The sequence below is a fragment of the Thalassobacterium maritimum genome (assembly GCF_031127805.1).
Taxonomy (GTDB): Bacteria; Verrucomicrobiota; Verrucomicrobiia; order Opitutales; family Coraliomargaritaceae; genus Thalassobacterium; species Thalassobacterium maritimum.
Genome location: NZ_JARXHW010000015.1, coordinates 67,528 through 87,798, shown reverse-complemented (window position 1 = coordinate 87,798; position 20,271 = coordinate 67,528). Strand labels below are relative to the sequence as shown.

At 52.0% G+C, this 20,271-nt stretch carries 15 protein-coding genes; 4 read left to right on the top strand and 11 right to left on the bottom strand.

Annotated elements, in window-relative coordinates; all coding sequences use genetic code 11:
- Positions 1-165: 165 nt before the first annotated feature.
- Together QEH52_RS08525 and QEH52_RS08520 are read left to right on the top strand one after the other, a co-directional pair.
- Positions 166-1,029 (top strand): AraC family transcriptional regulator, encoded by an 864-nt coding sequence (locus QEH52_RS08525; protein ID WP_308949724.1) that lies wholly within the window; start codon positions 166-168, stop codon positions 1,027-1,029.
- A gap of 164 nt (positions 1,030-1,193) precedes the next feature.
- Positions 1,194-1,547 carry a RidA family protein gene (locus QEH52_RS08520; protein ID WP_308949723.1) on the top strand — a complete coding sequence of 118 codons (354 nt, stop codon included), beginning with the start codon at positions 1,194-1,196 and terminating at the stop codon, positions 1,545-1,547.
- 176 nt (positions 1,548-1,723) lie between these two features.
- Here the strand turns inward: QEH52_RS08520 and QEH52_RS08515 are convergent, their stop codons facing one another.
- The 3 genes from QEH52_RS08515 to QEH52_RS08505 form a co-directional block, all read right to left on the bottom strand.
- A complete protein-coding gene (locus tag QEH52_RS08515; protein WP_308949722.1) occupies positions 1,724-4,069 on the bottom strand; it encodes a hypothetical protein in 2,346 nt (781 codons plus the stop codon).
- Between the two features lie 176 nt (positions 4,070-4,245).
- Positions 4,246-6,984 (bottom strand): tetratricopeptide repeat protein, encoded by a 2,739-nt coding sequence (locus QEH52_RS08510; RefSeq protein WP_308949721.1) that lies wholly within the window; start codon positions 6,982-6,984, stop codon positions 4,246-4,248.
- A gap of 113 nt (positions 6,985-7,097) precedes the next feature.
- Positions 7,098-7,667 carry a hypothetical protein gene (locus QEH52_RS08505; RefSeq protein ID WP_308949719.1) on the bottom strand — a complete coding sequence of 190 codons (570 nt, stop codon included), beginning with the start codon at positions 7,665-7,667 and terminating at the stop codon, positions 7,098-7,100.
- Between the two features lie 382 nt (positions 7,668-8,049).
- Here QEH52_RS08505 and QEH52_RS08500 point away from each other — a divergent pair, with 382 nt between their 5' ends.
- Both QEH52_RS08500 and QEH52_RS08495 read left to right on the top strand, forming a co-directional pair.
- Positions 8,050-8,898: a hypothetical protein gene (locus tag QEH52_RS08500; protein WP_308949718.1), complete on the top strand. Its 849-nt coding sequence runs from the start codon at positions 8,050-8,052 to the stop codon at positions 8,896-8,898.
- Complete coding sequence (locus QEH52_RS08495; RefSeq protein WP_308949717.1) at positions 8,892-10,673, top strand: hypothetical protein; 1,782 nt, start codon at positions 8,892-8,894, stop codon at positions 10,671-10,673. Before QEH52_RS08500 ends, QEH52_RS08495 begins: the two co-directional genes overlap by 7 nt.
- Positions 10,674-10,955: 282 nt before the next feature.
- Here QEH52_RS08495 and QEH52_RS08490 read toward each other — a convergent pair whose 3' ends face one another.
- From QEH52_RS08490 to QEH52_RS08455, 8 genes are all read right to left on the bottom strand, one after another.
- Positions 10,956-11,765, bottom strand: a complete 810-nt coding sequence (locus QEH52_RS08490) for a hypothetical protein (protein WP_308949716.1) — start codon at positions 11,763-11,765, stop codon at positions 10,956-10,958.
- 222 nt (positions 11,766-11,987) lie between these two features.
- Entirely contained in the window at positions 11,988-14,447 is a 2,460-nt protein-coding gene (locus QEH52_RS08485) for a glycoside hydrolase family 95 protein (protein WP_308949715.1), read from the bottom strand.
- A 23-nt stretch (positions 14,448-14,470) separates the two neighbouring features.
- Positions 14,471-15,961: an arylsulfatase gene (locus QEH52_RS08480; RefSeq protein ID WP_308949713.1), complete on the bottom strand. Its 1,491-nt coding sequence runs from the start codon at positions 15,959-15,961 to the stop codon at positions 14,471-14,473.
- A 130-nt stretch (positions 15,962-16,091) separates the two neighbouring features.
- Positions 16,092-17,114, bottom strand: coding sequence for a glycoside hydrolase family protein (locus QEH52_RS08475; RefSeq protein WP_308949711.1), 1,023 nt, complete (start codon positions 17,112-17,114; stop codon positions 16,092-16,094).
- A 333-nt stretch (positions 17,115-17,447) separates the two neighbouring features.
- The gene (locus tag QEH52_RS08470; protein WP_308949710.1) at positions 17,448-18,551 is read right to left on the bottom strand and encodes a hypothetical protein; all 1,104 of its coding nucleotides are present in this window, start codon (positions 18,549-18,551) and stop codon (positions 17,448-17,450) included.
- Between the two features lie 39 nt (positions 18,552-18,590).
- Positions 18,591-19,022 (bottom strand): ExbD/TolR family protein, encoded by a 432-nt coding sequence (locus tag QEH52_RS08465; protein WP_308949706.1) that lies wholly within the window; start codon positions 19,020-19,022, stop codon positions 18,591-18,593.
- Positions 19,023-19,027: 5 nt separating this feature from the next.
- Positions 19,028-19,444 carry an ExbD/TolR family protein gene (locus QEH52_RS08460; RefSeq protein WP_308949704.1) on the bottom strand — a complete coding sequence of 139 codons (417 nt, stop codon included), beginning with the start codon at positions 19,442-19,444 and terminating at the stop codon, positions 19,028-19,030.
- A 23-nt stretch (positions 19,445-19,467) separates the two neighbouring features.
- Positions 19,468-20,268, bottom strand: a complete 801-nt coding sequence (locus QEH52_RS08455; RefSeq protein WP_308949703.1) for a MotA/TolQ/ExbB proton channel family protein — start codon at positions 20,266-20,268, stop codon at positions 19,468-19,470.
- Positions 20,269-20,271: the final 3 nt, after the last annotated feature.

The following is a 20,271-nucleotide window of genomic DNA, read 5'->3' as shown; positions in this document are numbered from 1 at the left end:
GTCGCAGCGTCGCCTTCCACCCGCAAATGCAAAGCCTTGTAGGAAACATGGCTTATTCGGTATAATTATTGGAAATCCCTACCAATTAGTGGGAAATTTAAAGATTTCACTGGATATCCGCCAAAATATGCCCACTAGTTAGGCCAACGAACCCAGAAATATACCATGATCACTGAATCAGCCAAAAAAATCTTTGAGATCGAAGTCGAGGAGCTCTCCAGCTGGGGCAAGCGCCCGCACAAGCACAGCTTCTTTGAAATTGTTTACGTCGAGAGCGGCGCCGGCATTCAATGCATCAACCAACACGAGTTTCCCTACAAAGCCGGACACATCTTCCTGCTGCCACCGCTGGACTGCCACTCTTTCAAGGTGCAGGAGCCCTCGCGCTTTTACTACATCCGCTTCACGGATCACTACTTCATGAATGAAGACGGGCTCACCCAGCACCGTGAATGGTTCGACCGCATCGCTTATATTCTCGCGAATTATAACAAGGTGCCGGGCGACATCATTGCCTCCGAGCGAGAGCGCGAATTCATCATTCACAACATCAAATCGATCTATCAGGAATACGCGTCAGCCGACGCCTACTCCGACGCCATCATCAGCGGAACGGTCGCCTCCATTCTCAACATCCTCGCCCGCAGCATCGAAAAGCGCTACGTCGAGCAGGCCAACGAAGTGGAAAACCGCTTCGGCGAAATTTTGCGCTACATCAACAATCACCTCGCGGACAAGGATAAGATCCGCGTGCCCGCGCTGGCGGACAAGTTCGGCATCTCGCCCACTTACTTTTCGGAGTATTTTAAAAAGCAAGCCGGTGACAGCCTGGCCAACTACATTACCAAAGCAAAACTCCGCTTGGTCGAAACCAAGGTGCTGCACACCGACCAGTCACTCAAAGAGATCGCCTACGAATTGAACTTTACCGATAGCAGTCACCTGGCCCGCACCTTCAAGAAAGCCTACGGCATCACCATCAGCCAATTCAAAGCAATCGACGGTAAAACTTACTTGCTGAGCGCGTAAGTGTGACAGGGATTCGCACATGGACAGGAGTGTCCATGCTCGGTGAAGCCCAAAGGAGTCGGGACACTTGTCCCGAGTGGCACGGAGGAACCTGAACCCAAATACATGGCTCCTTTGGACAGATTGATCTTTTTATTTTGCTCAAACAAGTTTCACTGCGGGCCATGAATATAAAGCGCCAAGAAACGAAGCAACGAATGAGCCGTATCGTCATTCACAATGATACCGTCTACTTATGCGGGCAAGTTTGCAAAGACGCCACACAAGGGATTACGGAGCAAACCGAAACCATGCTGGAAAAGGTGGACGAACTGCTACTGCAAGCTGGATCTGATCGAGCGCACATGCTGTCGGCCACCATCTATGTGCGCGACATGAAAGACTTCGCCGCCATGAATGCAGTCTGGGACGCATGGGTGCCGGAAGGCCATGCCCCCGCCCGCGCCTGCGTCGAGGCACGCATGGCTCGCCCGGAACTGCTGGTAGAAATCTCAGTCATCGCAGCAGTCAAGAAATAGAGCGGGCGTGGCAGAATGCCACGGGGCTTGCGCATGACGCGAGCCAACAAAAACGTGCCCCGCACAACGCTTTGTTCAGATAGAATGATTAGTTGAATGATCTGCATATACACTCCGCCCGTAGCGTCGTTGTAAACCAAGGCAAGGGAGCTCTGACGAATCATTACATTCGCATCTCAAAGGTGATGATTAGATTCCAATAGGTAAACGGGTCCTAATGTGATGTATTGCACCCGAAGCTGCGGGCGGCCTCCCCGAGCCGATGCGGTGTGAATCTCATTACCTCCGGAACTAACGTTAAATTTCGTAGCGACCGCAGGGAGCCTGCGCTCAAGGTTCCAGTTAGCGTCATACACAGCAACCGTATTGCCGCCTTTGAATTTCATATACTCGCCGGCTTGAATGGCTCCTTCGACCGCGAGTGTAGCGCTGCCATTGACCGTGATGATCGGGTCTTCCAACGGAGTCGATCCCGGCTCGACACGAATCACAACATGCGGCTCCTGTCCCTGATATGGGTTGAACAAGCTCAGCGTCGTGCCCGCGATTATATCCTGATAGCGTGGAATCGCGCCCCATTCCTGGTCAATATGGATGGGCGCATCCTCGCCCGAGGCACGCCCCATCACACGATGCGGCGTAAAGAGGTACTCCCCCTGCTCGTTCTGGCCCAGCACCAGCACGTCCTCGCCTTCGTAATGATTACTCCCCTTTTGCCGCGTTAAGTGGCTCCGCACATAGTCGGCATCGGCCTCATCGAATACCGGCGCCAGCTTCACCCACTCCTTGAACAACTCGTAGGCCTCATCAATAAAACCATAATTGTCCAGGATCTCTTGACTCAGCACACCGCCGCTGCGCCCCGCGGTAAAATTCGGGCGGCGTCCACCAAGCACAATCCGATCCGACACGTCGAAGTGTATATCAAGCAGACTCGGCGAAAAGTTCCGCTGCTCTTTTTCCGATCCACTGCCGGTGCCATCCAGCCGTGGGCCGATGCGTATCCCCCAATACGAACTCGCCTGGGTGGCGCGCTCGGCGATACTAAACATCTTTTCAAAATTGGCCGGAATGCTCCCCCCAACAATACTACCGGTCACCGGGTGACTCACACGGCTATACACATAGTCGGTATAATCCCGCAGATACCAAGGGCATTCCGCTTTCTGCCCCGTGCCATCAAAATGCAGATGCCCGGCATTCACTTCATCCAAAAAATCACCGTAGGCCGAAAGAACTGCTTCAGCCAAACTATCGGGCTGACCAAAATCATCGGCGAAATGCACAAAGCGATACGAGTGCAGCACTCCACTGATCTCGGCACCAGCTGGATGTGTCTTGGCGGTGGTCGCAAATTTCCCGCGTTCACAATCTTTAAGAATCCAATGCCCCTGCTCACGATCAATGGAGATGTCGTTCGCCCAAATCAGCTCGTTTCCGATTCGCAAATAGCCGGACGCCCGCTCCCACACATGACCTGGGCCGGGCGTAAGCAGTAGAGTCGTCGCCTTCGGATCAATCGCCTCGAGCAGCGAACCGCGCCCCCAACTCAGTAAGCGCGGCTCACAATAATCTTCTGAAAAGTAGCGAGCGTCCTTCCATCCCAATTGAGGCACCAGACTCTTGAGCTGCACATGCGCCCCGTGTTTGGCCAGATACTCGGTATACCGAAGCAGGTCTTCCTTACCATTTGGAAAGGCATCACCGGCCACACTCTCATTTGAAAGGTTTCGCAAGGTGTATTCGCCACGCCAAACCGTGGAAAACATGTAAACCCGGTTGGCTCCACTGGGGATCACCCACTTGTCGGTCATCGCATACAGTTCTTCTTCGCTTTCTGGCCCGATACTGACAACGGCCATCGTCTCAAACTTCTTCGCCCATCGTTCCACCCAGGCCAAAACATCCGATTCCGACCAAGTCGTCTGGCCAGCCGGACGCACCATGTGCCCCGCCAAGCTCTGAGTCGACCAGATCTCCGCCAAGACCACATCGCGTGCGTTCCCCTCCAAGCGATCATCAAACAGCACCACACTCCCGCGTGTTCCGTCGGCCCGCGCCCGCCCCCAGAGATGCGGCCAGGTCAGTGTGATCGCTTTTCGCCGACGTTTGCTTTCCATTAAATCGTTGAGCGTATAGGCGCCGATCCGATCGGCGTCGAGTACCAGACTTAAGCTGTAATTATGTCCCGATCCGATCCCCTGGGCATCCAGTAAATGAATCGCCAAATGATTATCATAGGCATCGATACGAAAGGTGAAACTCGGCATGCCGTCGGCGTGCGACACAGTCAGTTCGTTGCCATTACGGGTGATGTCGCTGAGCAATGTATCGCTCACATCTTCCCCGGCGAAATTGCGCAAGTGAAAGCCCGCAGAGGAAGAGTCGACCAGACGATTTGCACCGCCCAACATCAAAGTCGCCGGCCGGGCGGCTTCATTAAAAGTCAATTCCGAGGCAGCCTGAATCAGGGCCTGCCCGGCCAGTAAGCCCGACAAGACGAGGGAGATGAGTTTCATCATATATTCAAAGGGTAAAGCCTGAAATATATCAAAGGCACAGCTCGCTGCCTATCACGTATAAAAGCTAAAGTGCCGACTTCAGCGCTGCAGGAAATTGCCCAGATGCCACCAACGCAATGAGACAGGTCCCCTAAAAAAGGAGCCTGGGACGCATGGGTGCCGGAAGGCTATGCCCTTCAGCGAGGTTCCGATCGCAAATAGGCTTCAGCTTGGGGCAGGCCGTGGTCGAAAGCCCTTTGAAAATAACGTTTGGCTTCGGCGACTTGATTGAGCTGTTGATAGAGCAGACCGAGTTGCAAATACATTTGCGGGGGCACGTAGGGTTTGTGGGCGATCATTCGGGCGATCGACTCGGCCGCTGCGGCCTTGTTTTGGAGCATCATGTTGAGCTGCGAACGCACGCCTTGTAGCACGTAGGCACGCTCATCCTGAGCCGACAGGGCGTCCAATTGAGCGAGTGTTTCGATGGCTGCGGCTGGACCGCTTTGTCCGTTCTGGACCTGCTGCATCATCGTGGTCATGTGCTCGATCGCCTGCAAATTCAGGTCGTCGGGATGTGCGCGACGGGCTTCGCCCAAGATCTCGCGCACTTCTGCAAGCTGCTGTTGCCCGATCAATGCGGCACAGAGCTGAGCGGCAGCGATGGCGGACGCACGATTCTCAGTGTAAGCGCGGCGCAAGAGCGGCATGGCCTGAGCGGGCTGCCCTTGAGTTTGGTAGACTTCCGCCTGCAAGAGTAGACTGCGGGTATCCGCAAGCCCCGAGGCGAGGATGGCATCGAGCTTGGCTTGACCTGTTGCGGCGTCGTTTCGGTTAAAGGCATCCAGTGCTTCCAGATAGCGCTGCGTGTTTTGCGTCGCAGTCGCTTGATCCAGCTCCGCGAGGATGGCCTTCGTATAACGGTCTGTCGCCCATCCCACGGAAATGGCTTCGAGTAAACGACGGGCTTGGTCAATCTCGCCCATCTGGCCGAGCACTTTTGCCCGCAGCGAGAGGAAGGATGGATGCGGCGCCTGTTGCAGCAATTCCTTGATCATGGGCATCGCCTGCTGGCTGTTGCGCTTCAATTGCTGATCGAGGGCATCCATCAGCGGCGCAATCTCCTTCAAGGCTTCGGAGGGAAAGGCAAATGGCGTCAGCTCCCAGGAATGGATTTGATACAGTGTAAGTTCTGTTTCCAAAGCTTGTTCGGGGTCAGCCAATTGCCATGCGGCTGCTAGGCGATGGCCAAAATTCTGAAAGAGCTTGAGCACTTCGGCTTCTGAGTCCTCGCTCAATTCCTTGCCCAGCACGGCATTTTGAGTGGCGACGGGAATCATGTAGCGTTGAATGGGCAACTGAGGCACAGCTAAAACGGAAGCGGGCAAGTTGAGCTCCAATTTCAGGCGATTGGCATCGGAGAAAAGTTGCTCCTGCGCCAGGCGATTCCCGCCTTTGGTGGGCAGGCGCACCATGAGCGCTGCGATACTGGCGTCGCGACGGGCTTCTTCCAACTGACCGGACCATTGCAGCATGCGCGCGCGGGCGCACCAGAGGTCAGGATTGATCGCAACATTGACCAGGCCGGACTGGATCTTTTCCAACTGAAAGCGCCAGGAGTGGCTGTCGACCGGGTCGGCCGAAGTGGTCAAATTAAAGGCACTGATCCCCCGCCGGACATACGCCTGGTAGAGGGCATCGACCTGCGGGTCCTGTAAGAGCGCTTGATGCCGATCGAGTAAGGCCTGCCACGCGTCGAGGTCCGGTTCACCGTTCAAACTACTGCGAAAGGCCATCACCTCACGGCTGAAGGCAAGGTGGCGCGCATGCAGTGCTTTCATTTGCTGGAACTCTTCAGCGCTCCAGCCATCACTTTGCGCCGGCGGCCACGATGGCTCTGGTAGCGGCGGCAAGGCCTGCGTGAGCTGGGCGGCGTCGGGCTGCGGGGCAGTTGCGGCAGCTTGAGCGGTCAATGCTTCCAAGCCCTGCGCGACGACACGCTGCTGACTGTCGAGCGCGACACTGCGTAGCCCGCCCTCCCCGACAGTCCAAAAGGAACTGGCCGCAAGCGCTTTTGTTGAAATCGACGGATTCGACTTCAAGTCGTCAATTTCCTCAGCGACGGTAATTTCTTCTTTGCCTACATCGAGCCGAAACCACTGGCCCCCGCGATGGAAAAACTGCAAGTTCCGGCCACGGCTGGGAATGACTGTCGAGGCTGCCTGCCAGTCATAGCCATCCTTGGAATATATGTATTGGCCGATGCCAAACCCGGCCCAGATTCCCTCACCGTAAGCGAGGTGCAGAATGCTCGGTTCGCCGGGCGTGATTTCGTAAAAAGCCATTTCCCAATCCGTCCCGTTTTCCGAGGTGGAAAGGGTCGAATACCATTGGCTCTGACTGCCCTCTTTGACTTCCAAATGGCACAGCAGGACAAAGAGCCCGCCCTCCGCCGTGAGACCTGCGATCTGTGAGTTAGGCGCAATCGTTCCGTCGGGAGCCGGCATCCAGTTTCGCCCGTCGGCGGAGAACTGAAGCACCTCGCCATTAGAAGCCAGATAGCCGATCGCGTTGGCCACCACTGCGGTCCATTCACCCGTCAGCTCGGTATAGCTCAACTGCCCCGGCGCGTCGAGTGATGCCTGCGCCAGATAGCCCGAGCCGCCGATGACATAGCCATCCGACTGAACCGCCAGATCGTAGGCCGGAGCCGGAAGCTCTGCGATTGCTTGGGGCGTTTCGCCAGATCTCAAGAGGTAGAGCCGACTGGGCGTTTCCTCAGTCCATCCGAGCCAAGTCTCAGTATCGAGCGCATGCACCTGATCGACCAACTGCTCGATGCCGTCGGCCTGACTCTGCACAGGAGCGAGTAGAATGAAGATGAGGGAAAGAAGAGTGCCTTGGGCCGAAAAGAAAGCGGCGCGTGGGTGGTTCATGGACTGAATTAACTTTGAATATTGGTAGATAAAATACTGGCAGCGATCACGCATTCATTAGGCGAAGAGCTGCTCCAAGTGCTGCTGCCATCCTATGCCTGCAACTTTGAATACTACGACTTTCGATATTCGCCAGCGACGGCTTGATCTTGGATACCCAGCACGTTCTCGATTTCATGCTCGATGAAATGAGCCTGCGAGAGTTCTGTCAGTCCAGTCAGCAACTTTTGCTCCCGGTTGTCATCGGTCAATACATAGACCCGGTACGAGATATTGACGCCATTCTTCGAGCGACTGATATGCTCTTTCGAATAGAGTTGTTTAATGGAATGCACCCGTATCTTCTTACTGCCAAACCATGGCATCGGATAGTGTCGCACTGTCAAATAGTTGGGATCAACTACGACATCGGTCTTATTGATAAAACTCGCCACACAAAAGTAAGCCATAAAGAGGCCCACAAAGGCATGAATGGAACCAAAGGCCGCCATGATCCAGACACCTGACTTCAGCGCTTGCGTCATCCAAACGACCATGAACCCATTCCAGAAGATGGCGAAAAAAAGCAGGAAGAATGTCAGTGCCGAAAACCATTTTCGACGAATAATAAAAGAATCCCGGTCAAAATGTGTGGTCAGATTATGAGGGAGCGGAATCAAAGTTTTTTCGGACGAGTGTTTCATTAGCTTTCTAATCGAGATTTTCAGTATCTGATATTCGTATAGTTACAGAATCGGCTACCGAAAAAGACGAGGCTAAAACGCCTAAAAGCGGCTTTAGTAATGGCAGCCCAACACGTGACTACGATACACTCAAAGGAGTCGGGACACTTGTAAGTTCCCCCTCTTGTCCCGGTCAGAATGCGACGCTCGACGCGGTCATAGACTCTCTCAAACTTTTGCGACGAGTCATCAAAAAAACTCGACCGTTTCCCACTGCCCCGACAAGCTAATCTCAAATTATTAATCGCTAGACTCGATCATTCCATTAACCAGCAATTCGAGTTGTCGCATCGAGACGATTTAGAACCTTAACGGAGTGCCTCGACCTCCGCCCTGCTAGACTATGAAGTTCTATATTTTATCCTTGTTCCTGCTATCGACTTACTGGGCGTATGGGGATGCCGCGTTGAGCTTGTCCAACGCGCAACACGCTCAGGTTTCTGTCGCCGTAATGCCTTTTCTGGGAACTGACTTAAGTAAACAGGATGAGCTTACGGCCACTTCGATGCGTGATGGTGTTTTGCATCGGTTATTCGCGGATCCGAATGTCAGAGTGGTCATCCGGCGGCGAGCATATGCATTATCTTTGGACGCTGAAATCCTGATTGATGATCCAACAGAGATGAAATACAGAACTCCTGCGGATTATGTTATTTTCGGCAACCTATTGCCTGTTCAGACGGGTGATACCTCTAGTTTTAATCTAATAGCTGGCATTTACGAAGCTAGCTCGGGAAATGTGCTTTTCATCCAAGAGGTGCCTTGCGGAAGCGACGATCCGGAGGTCTTAGCTGAGTCATTTTATAATTCTATCCATGAAGTTCTGCATGCGAATGCGGGATTGATGACTTATGATACCCCAGAATTAGCACATGTTCGGCCAAAACGAATTGCGATGCTTCCAGTGTGGGTGATGGGGGCGCAAGAATATGATTTTTGGGAAATTTCAAGTCAACTAATTGAGCAATCGAAACTCGGGCTTGGCATGGGCTGGCCGACTGCAGATATTATTAGAACGGCCGAGGTGATAGAGATTATTGAAGCGCATGGCCTGAATCAAATCGGTGGTAGAGCTGATGCCTATGCGGAAAATGTAGCCCGTGTTTTGGGCGCAGATCATGTGCTACTGGTTCACCTAAATGCGGTTTTAAGGAAGGCAAAGATGACGATTGGAGCTTGGGACTTATGTTAATTGATATTGAGACTGGTATTGTGACTCGTGCCAACCAGAGCTCGTACACCTCGCTCAATGCACTGATGAAAGACGCAGGAAGGGCTGCTTACGATCTTACCCAAACACACTATGACTCGCCAGCACAGTTGAATGTTTCCGAGAAATTGAACGAGCGTCTACGGGCGGAAGGACGATTATATTATAAGTTGGCGACGAATGATGAGTGGGATAAAAAGTGGACAAGTAATGGGAACGATGCATCGAGAGTTGAGATGGCAGAAATTGCGCTCTGCACGATCCCTGAAATTTCTGACAGTGAACTACTGACCTTACTGAGAAGGTCTTATAATCTCACCTTTGCAATGCCTGATAGATTGGATGTCTACAGACCCGAAAGCGTGGGTAAGATGGATAACTTCGTATTGAATAGCGCAGTCGACTTCATGCACCTTGCGTTGAATTCCCGACAATGGGCAAACCCAACAATGGTTGCTGAGGCCGATCGACTGCGAGTTGAGTTATTAATCCGAATGAACCAACCGGAAGAAGCACTACAGTATTTGGAACGGATCCCACGACACGATGAGAATTATGCAAAGCTTCTGGCAAAAATACACATGCTGGATGGGCGCTATACCGAGGCATCCAGTGTATTGTCGGGATTTGAGGGCAACGATCTAGAATACCTGGAGTTAATAGCAAAAGCGGCATTCGGAACCGAAGCCTTTAAAGCTGAATATAAAGCCTTAAAAGAATACGTGCGTGCACGAGGGAGCCTGGATCATCGTGACATATCGGAACGTATCGTTTATTTAATGAACCAATTCGAGGAGCCTAAAGATAGAATCAGATTGATTAACGAGTACTTTGGCCGTTGGGGGAAAGCTATGGACGTGGTGCAGTATACATTGGCACGTGCCCGCCTAGAGGTTGGTCAAAAAGGCCTGGCGCTACCGGTCTTGCGTTCTTTGCAGAAGAAAAAGCAACTTACGGGCATCTTGGAGCAAAACAATCAAATCATTAAGGGTGAGATTGATAAGCTTCTTGCACCCTATGAGAAAAGTGCAGTCGAAAGAGTCTCCTACAAAGACGTAGCCCTGCCCACTGGAGGGCTACGTTTCTATATTCAGCCGATTGGTTACTCGGATGATCGCGCCCTGCGACTAGCGCTCAGAATGTCCCGTAATTTTGCCGGGTTCGATTTCGTGCTGCTGCCATCGATTCGGCCTCCTCTACATGAAAGCCTTTATGACATAGAAAGACGTCAGTTTGATGCATATATGGTGCAACAGTGGTTGGCTGGAGTCTACGATGCCCCAGATGACGCTCTACACATTTGTTTCTTGTTTGATCACGATATCAGTTGGAGGGGCAATTGGATATACTCCAATACCCTCAAGCATGGATGGACTGTGATGAGTGACTTCAGATGGAGAAAATACTACAAAACCAATAGCAAGCATATCTCACGAGCCTTAACAAAAGTGTGGCTCTCAGTAATGCAGCATCCAATGAAGGATTGGTTTGGCCCGGATCGAATCAAAGAGATTACTGGCGAACCGGATTGGCCCAACCACATAGGCACGATCCAATATAGTAAAGGCACTGCCGGAGAAGTTTTTGAATCTATTTTCACTATTTGTGAGCAGACGCAAAAACTCTATAAAGAAGTAGTATGGAATGAACTTGTGACTTTCCGCCAAGCAGAATTTGAGAATTATTATAATGAGAATAGGAAAATGATCGACAAGCTGATCGAGACAGTCGGACTACCATTACTATCGGACAATTGACCATCCTGCTCATATGAGAAAATGGACACGCTTTCGCCCTTTAGATTACAATGAGCGCATCGTCCGCCTCGTATCATGACAAAGCGATTCCGTATTCGTTTTAAAATCATCTCTAGGCATTGATGCTTCTGCTCATTCTTTAGGGGGGCAATTTAGGGTAACTCGCTGCTGTCCAAATCTGTATTCTGACGGCGTTGGCAGAGCTGCTCTCCGGAGTATCTTAATAGTAAAAAGGCCTGCCGTATATGGCAGGCCTTTCAAAGTTAAACATGGGAAGCTGTTTTACGAGACACGAGGCCGGCGTAGTAATACCGCCCCGAATGCCAATATCCCCGCCCCAAATACAAAGCTGCTAGGCTCAGGAATTGCCAAATAGATACTGTCGGCCCCATAGACCAAAGAATATCCATCAAGCTCAGTTAAGGTAATGTCAGCGACATCAAATATCCCCGTGAGCGAATCTGTAGCAAACTGAAATAAGGTAATGCTCGAACTGCCAGAGTAGGCAGAGCCATCGACCACTAAGCTTGCCCCGGATGTAATAGTCATCGTGCCTTCGGCATCAATGGAACTCACGCCTCCAGTGCCTAGATTAAAATTAAAAACCGAATTTTCATAAGCATTAACATTGCCTCCGACATCGATCGTCGCGTCATCGCCTTCAATCGTAAAGCTGGCTGCATATTGAGATCCGGCGCCGAAGTTGCCCCCGACATCCAACACACCGCCTTCCATAGTAATAAAGGACGTACCGCCAGTCGCATTGCCCGACATGCTTAATCCAGAGCCTACGTTTAAAGTGCTTCCCACCTCCATGGTAAGATTGGCTCCGTTGCCATTAACACCCTGAGAAATATTAATGCCCGAGCTCAAATTCACAATGGCGCCGTCCTCGATCGTTAAAGTGTATCCATTTCTCAATTGGATTGCGGTTGCATTATTGCCCGCACCATTATTCGTCGCGATCAGCTCTCCCACCCCAGTTTGTCCCTGCAAGGTCTGATTACCAGAGATAGTAACAGGCGCCGCCTGAATCATTGATATGGATGAAAGGGTCAGTAGGGTAATAGATGCGATAGTAATTTGATTCATAAATATATCATAACTGAATGCGCGGCATTGCATAACCATGTGTACACATGATTTTAGCTAGTTAAGTTGCTGCGTCTTCTTTCGTTCCATTATCCATTGTCTTCAATGACAGTTTAGCGTGATCATTCTGATGCCCGCAGTTTCGATTCTGGACGGCAGCAGGCATCTAATAAAATATCCACGAAAGGCCTTCAAATTTAGTTCTATGCATCTATCATCGAATTAGTTCCAGACTTTGCTTTGCCCCTGTTTGAGCGAGATCGTTTCGCTGAGTTGACCGTCTGCATAGATGCGGAATTTGGTATCACGGGCAGCGCGCATGCTCGCTTGCTTCACCTGACCATTCTCCCATTCCAGATCGACTTCGAGACCTCCGCGGGCACGCAGACCTTTGACACGTCCCTTGGACCACTCGGAAGGCAGCGCAGGGAGCAGGTGCAGGATATAAGCGGCATCCACAAGCGATTCATCCGGGGAGACAGGCACGAAATGCTTCGGATTCTCAGGAGCTGGCTGGTAAGCAACAAAGGCGGCATCCTCGATGCGCTTCGCTTGATCATTCACACTGCGGAGATGGCTTTGTAGCAGCATTTCACAAACACCGGCGGTGCCTCCGAAGTTGCCATCGATTTGGAAGGGAGGATGGAAATCGAAGAGGTTGCTGTAGGCGCGCTTCGAAGTCAGGAATTTGTAGATCTTGTGGGCATGATCGCCATCGTGCAGGCGGGCCCAGAAGTTAGTCTTCCACCCCGTGCTCCAACCGGTCGAAGCATCGCCGCGGTGCTTCATGGTGACCAGCGCGGCCTGATACAATTCCGGCGTGGTGAGTGGTGAAATGTCACGCCCGGGGTGTAAGGCAATCAGGTGCGAAATGTGGCGGTGGGTGTTTTTAGGATCATCCCGATCGTCGATCCATTCCTGCAGCTGACCGTGTTTGCCGATTTTTTGTGGGCTGAGTCGCGGGATCATTTTTTGCAAGGTCGCACGAAACTCCGGATCGCGATCCAGGATGTAAGAGGCCTCGATGCAGTCGGTGAATAGGCCCAGGATCAATTGTTGATCCCAAGCGGCTCCGTAGGCCTGCTTATTAAGCTTACCTTTGCCATAATTATTCTCCGGCGACCAGGTCGGGTAAACGACGAGACTGCCGTCCTTCCAAGGGGCAAGGTGCTCGACAAAGAACTCAGCTGCGCCCTTCATGATCGGATAGGCTTCTTCGAGAAAGTCACGATCGCCTCCAAAAGCATAGTGCTCGAAAAGGTGCTGTGCCAACCAGTGGCCGGCCTGCTGGGCACGACGTCCGTGCTCATTTTGTGCAGTCCAGCCGAAAATGTTGCCATTGAGCCCCATGCTCCAGCCTTGATTGACGCCAAAGGTCTCGCGCGCGGTGTGCTCGCCGGACTCGGCAATCACTTTCATGTATTCAAAATACGGGCTGAACGACTCGGGCAAATTGGCGGTCTCCACCATCCAGTAGTTCATGGCGAGATTGATGTCGGTATGGTAGTCGCAGTTCCAGGCAGGAGCGAGGCTGGTATTCCACAGCCCCTGTAGATTCGATGGCACGGGCGCATCGCGTGAGCAACTGATCTGCAGGTAGCGACCGTAGTTGAAATACAAGTTCTCCAGTTCAAGGCTCGCTTGTTGAACCAGTTTGTCCGTCGTTTTGCCGGAGGGCTGGAAGTCGAGCTCAAGGTAGCAGCGCTGCATGATCTCGGAAAAGTCAGCCACGTGCGCGGCTTTAACCGCATCGTAGCCCTGCTGGCTCGCGACGGTGATGGCCTGCTCGCTGTCCCCGAGGAAATCACGGCCTTTAAAGATGGGATAATTCGGCAGGTAATCCGTGTATCCAGCGAGATAGATACGCACATCGCTGGCACCCGTCACACGGATCGAACCATCGGGCTGGGCAGCAACTGTGCCGTCGACCGCATCCACTTCGATGATCTGAGCGAACTCCATATTGTCTTTGACCATCTTGGTCTCGGCAGCGAGGACGATGCGGTTGCCGACAGCCTGGTGCTCATTGACCTTATGATAGGTCAAAGTCTCAATCGTTAGATCCAGCTTAGCACCTTCCGCAGTGTAGCGTGCCACAACGACATCGTTCGGATAGCTGCAGAAATACTCCCGGGTAAACTGCCCTCCCTGGGTCGAATAGCTCACACGGCCCAAGCCGGTGCGAATGTCCAGCGAGCGTTGATAATTCGAGACCGCATCGGGGGCATGCCCGGTCGAGATCACGACATTGGTAAAGGGCGCGTAGTTGCCCAGAGTTTCCTTGGTCGCGAGATATTCGGTCGACATGGCTTCCATCGATTCCGGACCGGAGCCCATGCGCTCTTCGCGGTAGGCTTGGCGCACTTTTTCAAAATCCTCCGGCGAGACCGTGCGAGCGGACGACTGGGCCACTTCGTCTTGCCCGCGCTTGGTATTCATCCACAGCGTGATATCGTTAATGCACAGGTGCTCTTCCTCGATCCCTCCGGAAAACATCGCGCCGAGACGACCATTTCCCAGCGGCAAAGCGCTCTTCATAAAGTTGGGCTCTTTCTTTTTACCTTTGGCTTGAATTAGATCGCGCGCGCCGGGGGCATCATAGTGCAAGACGAAGCGCTCGTTGGCGCATAAGACCGAAGCAGAAATTAGGGCGAGGCCTAGGGTAAGAAGGTTTCGTTTCATTGCAGGGGTTGGAAGAACTGAAATTAATACGACTCGGGCGCCCATGTGGGGATGCCCGTTTCCTTAAGCTGCTGATAGTAGCGAATATTCAGAGGGAATTCATTTTCACGCAACTTGGGCAGATTCTCATTGACCATATATGGCTGCACGGAGGCCCACCACTTGTCATAGGACTGACTCAACTGCTGCACCACTTCCGGGTAGGATTGCGCAACATCATTCTGCTGAAAAGGGTCTGCCTCAATATCGTAGAGCTCCTTGTTATTGACTAAGCGCCAACGCTCGCTGCGCACGGCACACTTTACGTATTTTGCGCTATCCAGTTTGCCCGGATTCCAGCGGCCGCAGTGGAAGAAAAGCTCCCGATCAGCCCAGTCTGCTTGCGGATTTTCAAGCAGTAGCAAGAGCGAACGCCCATCCAGCTGCTGAACATCATCGGGCAACTCCGCCCCTGCCAGTTCGACAAAAGTTTTATAGAGATCAATGTGAGCGGTCAGCCCATCGACATCCACACCTTCAGCGAGCACCCCCTGCCACTGCCAGAAAGCGGGAACATGGGTGCCGCCTTCGTGCGGCGAATTCTTTCCGCCTTTCAGGTTTGCGTTGTAGTGCTTAATCTTTTGACCGTTCAGTTTGCCATTCAAATGAGTGGCTCCATTATCAGTCATGAAAATAACCAGTGTGTTGTCCAAGGCACCCCACTCTTCGAGTTGGGTCATCATTTTTCCAAAGTTGTCGTCAATATTCTCGACCATACCATAGCGGCCAGCAGTGCCCGCATCATAGCCTAAATCGAGGAAGCGTTTTTTGTATTTTTCCGGCGCGATCAATGGACCGTGTGGAGCATTGAGCGAGATATAGGCAAAATAAGGCTTCTCGGCCTCGTGCTGACGACGAATCCAAGCGAGTCCAGCATCGAAGAAAATATCTGTGCAGAAGCCTTCAGTTTGAACAATAGTGTCGTTGTGGAGCAAAACATTGTCGAAGTAAGTGTTTTCACCATTGGGTGGAAAATCGCCGTATTGGACCTGGCCAATGCCACCCGCACCATGCATCAACACTTCGTCGAAGCCACGACTGCCGGGCAGATATTCGTCTTCGTCCCCAAGGTGCCATTTCCCAAAGAGCCCAGTGGCATAGCCTGCCGACTGCAAGGCTTGTGGAAAGGTATAGGTATCCAGCGCCATGCGTTCGCGCTGAAAGATGGTATGTGTGACACCATTTTTAAAGGGCACACGCCCACTCATCAACGCAGCACGGGTAGGCGCACAAGTCGGGCTGACCTGAAAATCGGTGAAGCGCAGCGCCTTGTCATGAAAACGGTCAATATGCGGTGTCTGCACCACTTCGTTCCCCATGCAGGACAGGTCACCCATGCCTTGGTCATCTGTGATGACAAATATGATGTTTGGCTTCGAGGCCTTCAACTCACTGAGACTTGAGCCGTGGGCAATCGTGCCGCTCAAAGAGGTCATAAGAGAGAGCGTGAACGCGATGGTCTTTGTAACTTTCATAAAAGGGGAATTGGCTTGCAAATGTGCAGATGGGCAATGTTGGCTAGATTAACTGTAACAGAAAGCGACCGTGCTCGTCTATCACCACTATAAGGTATTGGGCTGTAAATTTCTAAAATTCGCTCACTAACTATTGTGACATCGATTCGCCCGTCCACGCATCAATCTTAATATAGTAACCGGCCGAAGGCTTGTCGTCATGACAGGAGAGGAAGAGATATTCGGGCTCGCCATCTTTCCACAGGATGCTCGGACGCTCGCTGCGCGCCAATGGATCGCCAAAGTAGCTTTCATTGGTTTTGTAGCCGACCATCGGGCGTCCCCAATCAATGCCATCCACGGATTGATAGATAAGACCGGGACGATAACCGCCGTTCTTGATTTTTTCCTGCGGAATCGGATTGCCCTCCAGCATGTTTTTCACACCGCGCCGATCCTCGACAATCATATAATACATGCCCTTATAATAGAATGCGTAGGGATCTTCGATGTCCACTTGCTCGTCGACGTAGGAGATGACCGGATTCCCTTCATAGTTAACATAAGGGCCTTCAATCTGCTCGCTGACTGCAAAAGAGATTTCACGGAATGCCTGCTTGATCGGCAACTGATCGATCATCGACTTAAAATAAATACGATACTGCCCCTCTGGAGTCACTACGAAACTAGGATTCGAGGCATGGACAATGTTATATCCGCCCATTTTCCCCGACGCGGCGATTACTGGATTGTGCGGGCTTTCCGTCCAAGGGCCGTTCAAAGACTTGGCGGTCGCGATCCCGACTTCTTGACGCGAACCGTTGCCATCTGAATGACGATTCAACAAATAAACCAATACATACGTATCTCCAACTTTAGAGATTTGTGGGTTGTGGTAACTCGCTTCCTCGCTGGCAAAGACGTCGCCCAAGAGCGTATAGGGGCCCTCGATACTATCAGCGACCCAATGCACGATCTTGCTGTGCTTGATCCAAGATCCATCTTCAGGAATCACTGAATTGAAAACATGCAGCCGCCCCGCCTCATCGTATATGGGTGCCATGCCCCAAGTCCATGAGCCTTTCTCGGCCTCAAGAATATAGTCTCCAGGAACTTGAGACTCATAAAACTCAGATACCCCCACAGCGGATGCTGTTTGAAAAGATGCAATCATCAGTGAAGCGCTAATAAGCTGCGCTCTAAATATTTTTTTTATCATGCTGAATAGTTTTGATTAAGGTTCTCAATATGAGTCTTCCGCCCGCTCTCGCTTCGCACGCGGTATACCCATCATCCGCCATCATGTAGATGATATTGGGCCGTTCACCAGCAGACGCGGGCAAGGCACAGCAATACAGGACAGCAGTAATGGAAAGAGCTTCATAAACAGAGGGCGGGGAGCGCTCGGCGCACCCCATTGAACCACTATATAATAGACTAAATACAGCGCTCCGCATATCCTGCATACGCATGAATCTGCGACCTATGATAAGGACAGCCTAAAGGCTTAATCGTAAACAATCAGCTTCTGAATTTCCGCTGGGCTGAGCCCTCCACCATTCATAAAATTGACCATCTGCGCGAGCGCAGGTTTGTTTTTAACTTTTTTGGCTGGCTTGCCGACAACGAAGATAACTTTCGTGCCTTCGGGACGTTCGACGCCGTATTTCTTCCAAGCGGCGATAGACTTTTGCACCACTCCGGGATTGGTAAAAGCGACATCTGGCTCCACCATCAGATAAATCGTATCCGGTGGCGGATCCAATTTATAAGCGTTTTCCAGCGCGCCCCAATAATTTGTACCCAATACGAAATACGCCTTGCCGCGTTTCACATCACGCGCGTCGCTGGAAACAAAGCGTGCAAGTTTGCCCGTGAGGTTCGGAATCGCATTGAGTTCATCGAGTAGCGACTCGGCCTCCCCCTGCCCCGGCTGTATCCAATTATTACTACGTACACCTTTAGGCCACCAGAAGTCATGCCGCGTCGGATCACTGCCATTTCGACTGATGCCTTGATGCCCTCCTTCTTTACCACCAAAGTAAATCACTGCGAGTCGAGCGTCGGACGTCGCTTTCATAGATTCCACTGTCTTCTGCAATTCTTCGCGGGTGCGTTTGAAAATCCCCATACCGGAACCGGTGCGGTCAAAAAGAACCACCACATTGTTCCCTCCTTCAATGCCAAAGAAGCTGATATCCACACGATCCATGATCCCGCCGCCGAGATCACCGAGGCCGCCGCCCATGCCACGACCAAAGGACAAATCCGACTCCTGCATCACGATGGCAGGCACCGACACATTTTGCGGATTCTGAGCAGCTAGTGGCTGTGGCCGGGGCAGGCTTTTTGTGCTGCGTCGCGTCGCGGGCGGCGGTGGTGGCGGCGGTGGTGGCGTCTCCACCTCGACCACGGGAGGTGCTTCAAACTCCGGCGGAGGCGAGATCGTCTCAACGATTTTAATCACGCCAAAGATCCCCAAGCCAAGTAAGTGCACGCCCACACTAACGACAATCACGATAAAGACCGCGCCACGCTTTTTGGGCCTGCGTAGAGTCTTGCCCAGTTCGTTCTGGTTATGCGGAAGTGGACTGCTGCTCTCCGAGGACATAATATATAAGGCAATGAGTTTTTTAAAGACGGACAGTGTCTACATTTGACTAAAGGACACATACTTCAACTTAGCTCTGGAGCAGGCATTGAGTACATCAATCGAACGATAGTGAGGAGAAAACGCATCTGCCTGAATGGTCACGATGGTTTGCTTCTGCAAGCGGTCCGCCGAGGCCTTTAATCCGGCTAGCATACTGGTAAGTCCGGATAGATCGCCGTAGGGATCCTCTCCCAAGTCGCCCCCGTTGAGCAATACGGTGCCATCCGGGAGTATATCGATCGTATGCTTCGAGGGCAGCTCCGGCGTGGAGGTTGGCGCAGCCTGCGAGGGCAGCTGAATGCCCAAATCGGCCTCTTGTTTGACCAACTCCGTCGTCACCATGAAAAAGACGAGCATCAAGAAGACCACATCAATCATGGGTGTCAGGTCGGGCTTGCCCGCGCTTTCAAATATATCCGAGGCTTTCATACTAGCTAGAGGTCGCTTTGATAAGTGGCGAAAATAATATCGTTGATGCCGTTCTGCGCGCAGATGGAGAGCAACTTATTGACGTGCCGGTGCTCTGCCATTTTATCGGCGCGGACGACGATCTTAATCTTAGGACTCAATTCAACCAAGCGCTCCATCTCGGCATTGAGTTGTGATTCGCTAATCTGCTTGGCACCCGAGTAATAGGAGCCATCTGGCAAAACAGAAAAGGTGGCGCGCTCTTTGATGGCTTTAGGAATAGCCGACTCTTCGGCCACAGCCAAATTCATATCGATCTTTTCCGCAGCCAACATGCTGGCGACCGTCATAAAAAAGACGATGAGCAAGAAGACCACGTCAATCATCGGCGTGAGATCAAAGCCCTCCCCTTCTTGCGGCACTTTATAAACTTGCAGGCTCATTATGCGAACAGCTGAAATTTAATTTATTGACTAGGCTTGCGCGGTGCCTGCGGCAGCGAGCGCGCCGGTTGTGCCTGCGAGGCTTGCCCACGTAAGCCGTGCACCAGATCACCATACATGTCGTCTAAATACATCGTCATATCCGCAACCAGTTTGCCATATTGATTCTTAAAATAGAAAAAGAAGAACATGGTGGGGATACCGACCATCATGCCAGTCGCCGTGGTGATCAGAGCTTCCGAAATGTTACCTGCCAAGAGGTCAGGCTGGCCCATACCCACTGTGGCGATCGAACTAAAGGCTTTCACCATACCGGAAACTGTGCCCAACAGCCCCAGCATGGGGGAAATAGAGGCGATGATGGATAGGTAGTTGATCACCACAAATGGCTGCGCTAGCTCTTTGCCTGAACCGGCTTCGAGGCGTTGGCGAAACAGGTCTGTATCAATCTGCCCCCCACGCACCGAATCCAAACCGTGATTTACAATACGCGTCAAAGGGGATGGGTTTTCGATACAGAGCTCTTTGGCAGCTGCGATATCCAGATCCCCTAACTTACCACCAAGTTCGGTCGCGATTTCGTCGTTGAAAAAATCCTTCGGTCGCAGCGCGATAAAATTATAGACCGTCAGCGCCAGAGCGGAGATCGATAGAAAGCCGAGCGGGTACATCGCCCACCCGCCTTGGGCGATCATTTCTAGAAAGCTCCGCTCGGTCGTGCCTGCCGCCGCAGCTGCGGACTCTTCAGTTTGAGCCAACGCAAAGGCGGTAAATACAAGGTAGAGCACTGCCATGAAGGCGACCTTCGTTCGTGTTCGTGTCATTAG

What these genes read in the sequence shown, in the direction of transcription:
- QEH52_RS08470 (WP_308949710.1), bottom strand. Translation starts at nt 18,551, where the DNA reads ATGTCCTCGGAGAGCAGCAGTCCACTTCCGCATAACCAGAACGAACTG.
- QEH52_RS08500 (WP_308949718.1), top strand. Translation starts at nt 8,050, where the DNA reads ATGAAGTTCTATATTTTATCCTTGTTCCTGCTATCGACTTACTGGGCG.
- QEH52_RS08525 (WP_308949724.1), top strand. Translation starts at nt 166, where the DNA reads ATGATCACTGAATCAGCCAAAAAAATCTTTGAGATCGAAGTCGAGGAG.
- QEH52_RS08515 (WP_308949722.1), bottom strand. Translation starts at nt 4,069, where the DNA reads ATGATGAAACTCATCTCCCTCGTCTTGTCGGGCTTACTGGCCGGGCAG.
- QEH52_RS08520 (WP_308949723.1), top strand. Translation starts at nt 1,194, where the DNA reads ATGAATATAAAGCGCCAAGAAACGAAGCAACGAATGAGCCGTATCGTC.
- QEH52_RS08480 (WP_308949713.1), bottom strand. Translation starts at nt 15,961, where the DNA reads ATGAAAGTTACAAAGACCATCGCGTTCACGCTCTCTCTTATGACCTCT.
- QEH52_RS08490 (WP_308949716.1), bottom strand. Translation starts at nt 11,765, where the DNA reads ATGAATCAAATTACTATCGCATCTATTACCCTACTGACCCTTTCATCC.
- QEH52_RS08455 (WP_308949703.1), bottom strand. Translation starts at nt 20,268, where the DNA reads ATGACACGAACACGAACGAAGGTCGCCTTCATGGCAGTGCTCTACCTT.
- QEH52_RS08465 (WP_308949706.1), bottom strand. Translation starts at nt 19,022, where the DNA reads ATGAAAGCCTCGGATATATTTGAAAGCGCGGGCAAGCCCGACCTGACA.
- QEH52_RS08475 (WP_308949711.1), bottom strand. Translation starts at nt 17,114, where the DNA reads ATGATTGCATCTTTTCAAACAGCATCCGCTGTGGGGGTATCTGAGTTT.
- QEH52_RS08485 (WP_308949715.1), bottom strand. Translation starts at nt 14,447, where the DNA reads ATGAAACGAAACCTTCTTACCCTAGGCCTCGCCCTAATTTCTGCTTCG.
- QEH52_RS08510 (WP_308949721.1), bottom strand. Translation starts at nt 6,984, where the DNA reads ATGAACCACCCACGCGCCGCTTTCTTTTCGGCCCAAGGCACTCTTCTT.
- QEH52_RS08495 (WP_308949717.1), top strand. Translation starts at nt 8,892, where the DNA reads ATGTTAATTGATATTGAGACTGGTATTGTGACTCGTGCCAACCAGAGC.
- QEH52_RS08505 (WP_308949719.1), bottom strand. Translation starts at nt 7,667, where the DNA reads ATGAAACACTCGTCCGAAAAAACTTTGATTCCGCTCCCTCATAATCTG.
- QEH52_RS08460 (WP_308949704.1), bottom strand. Translation starts at nt 19,444, where the DNA reads ATGAGCCTGCAAGTTTATAAAGTGCCGCAAGAAGGGGAGGGCTTTGAT.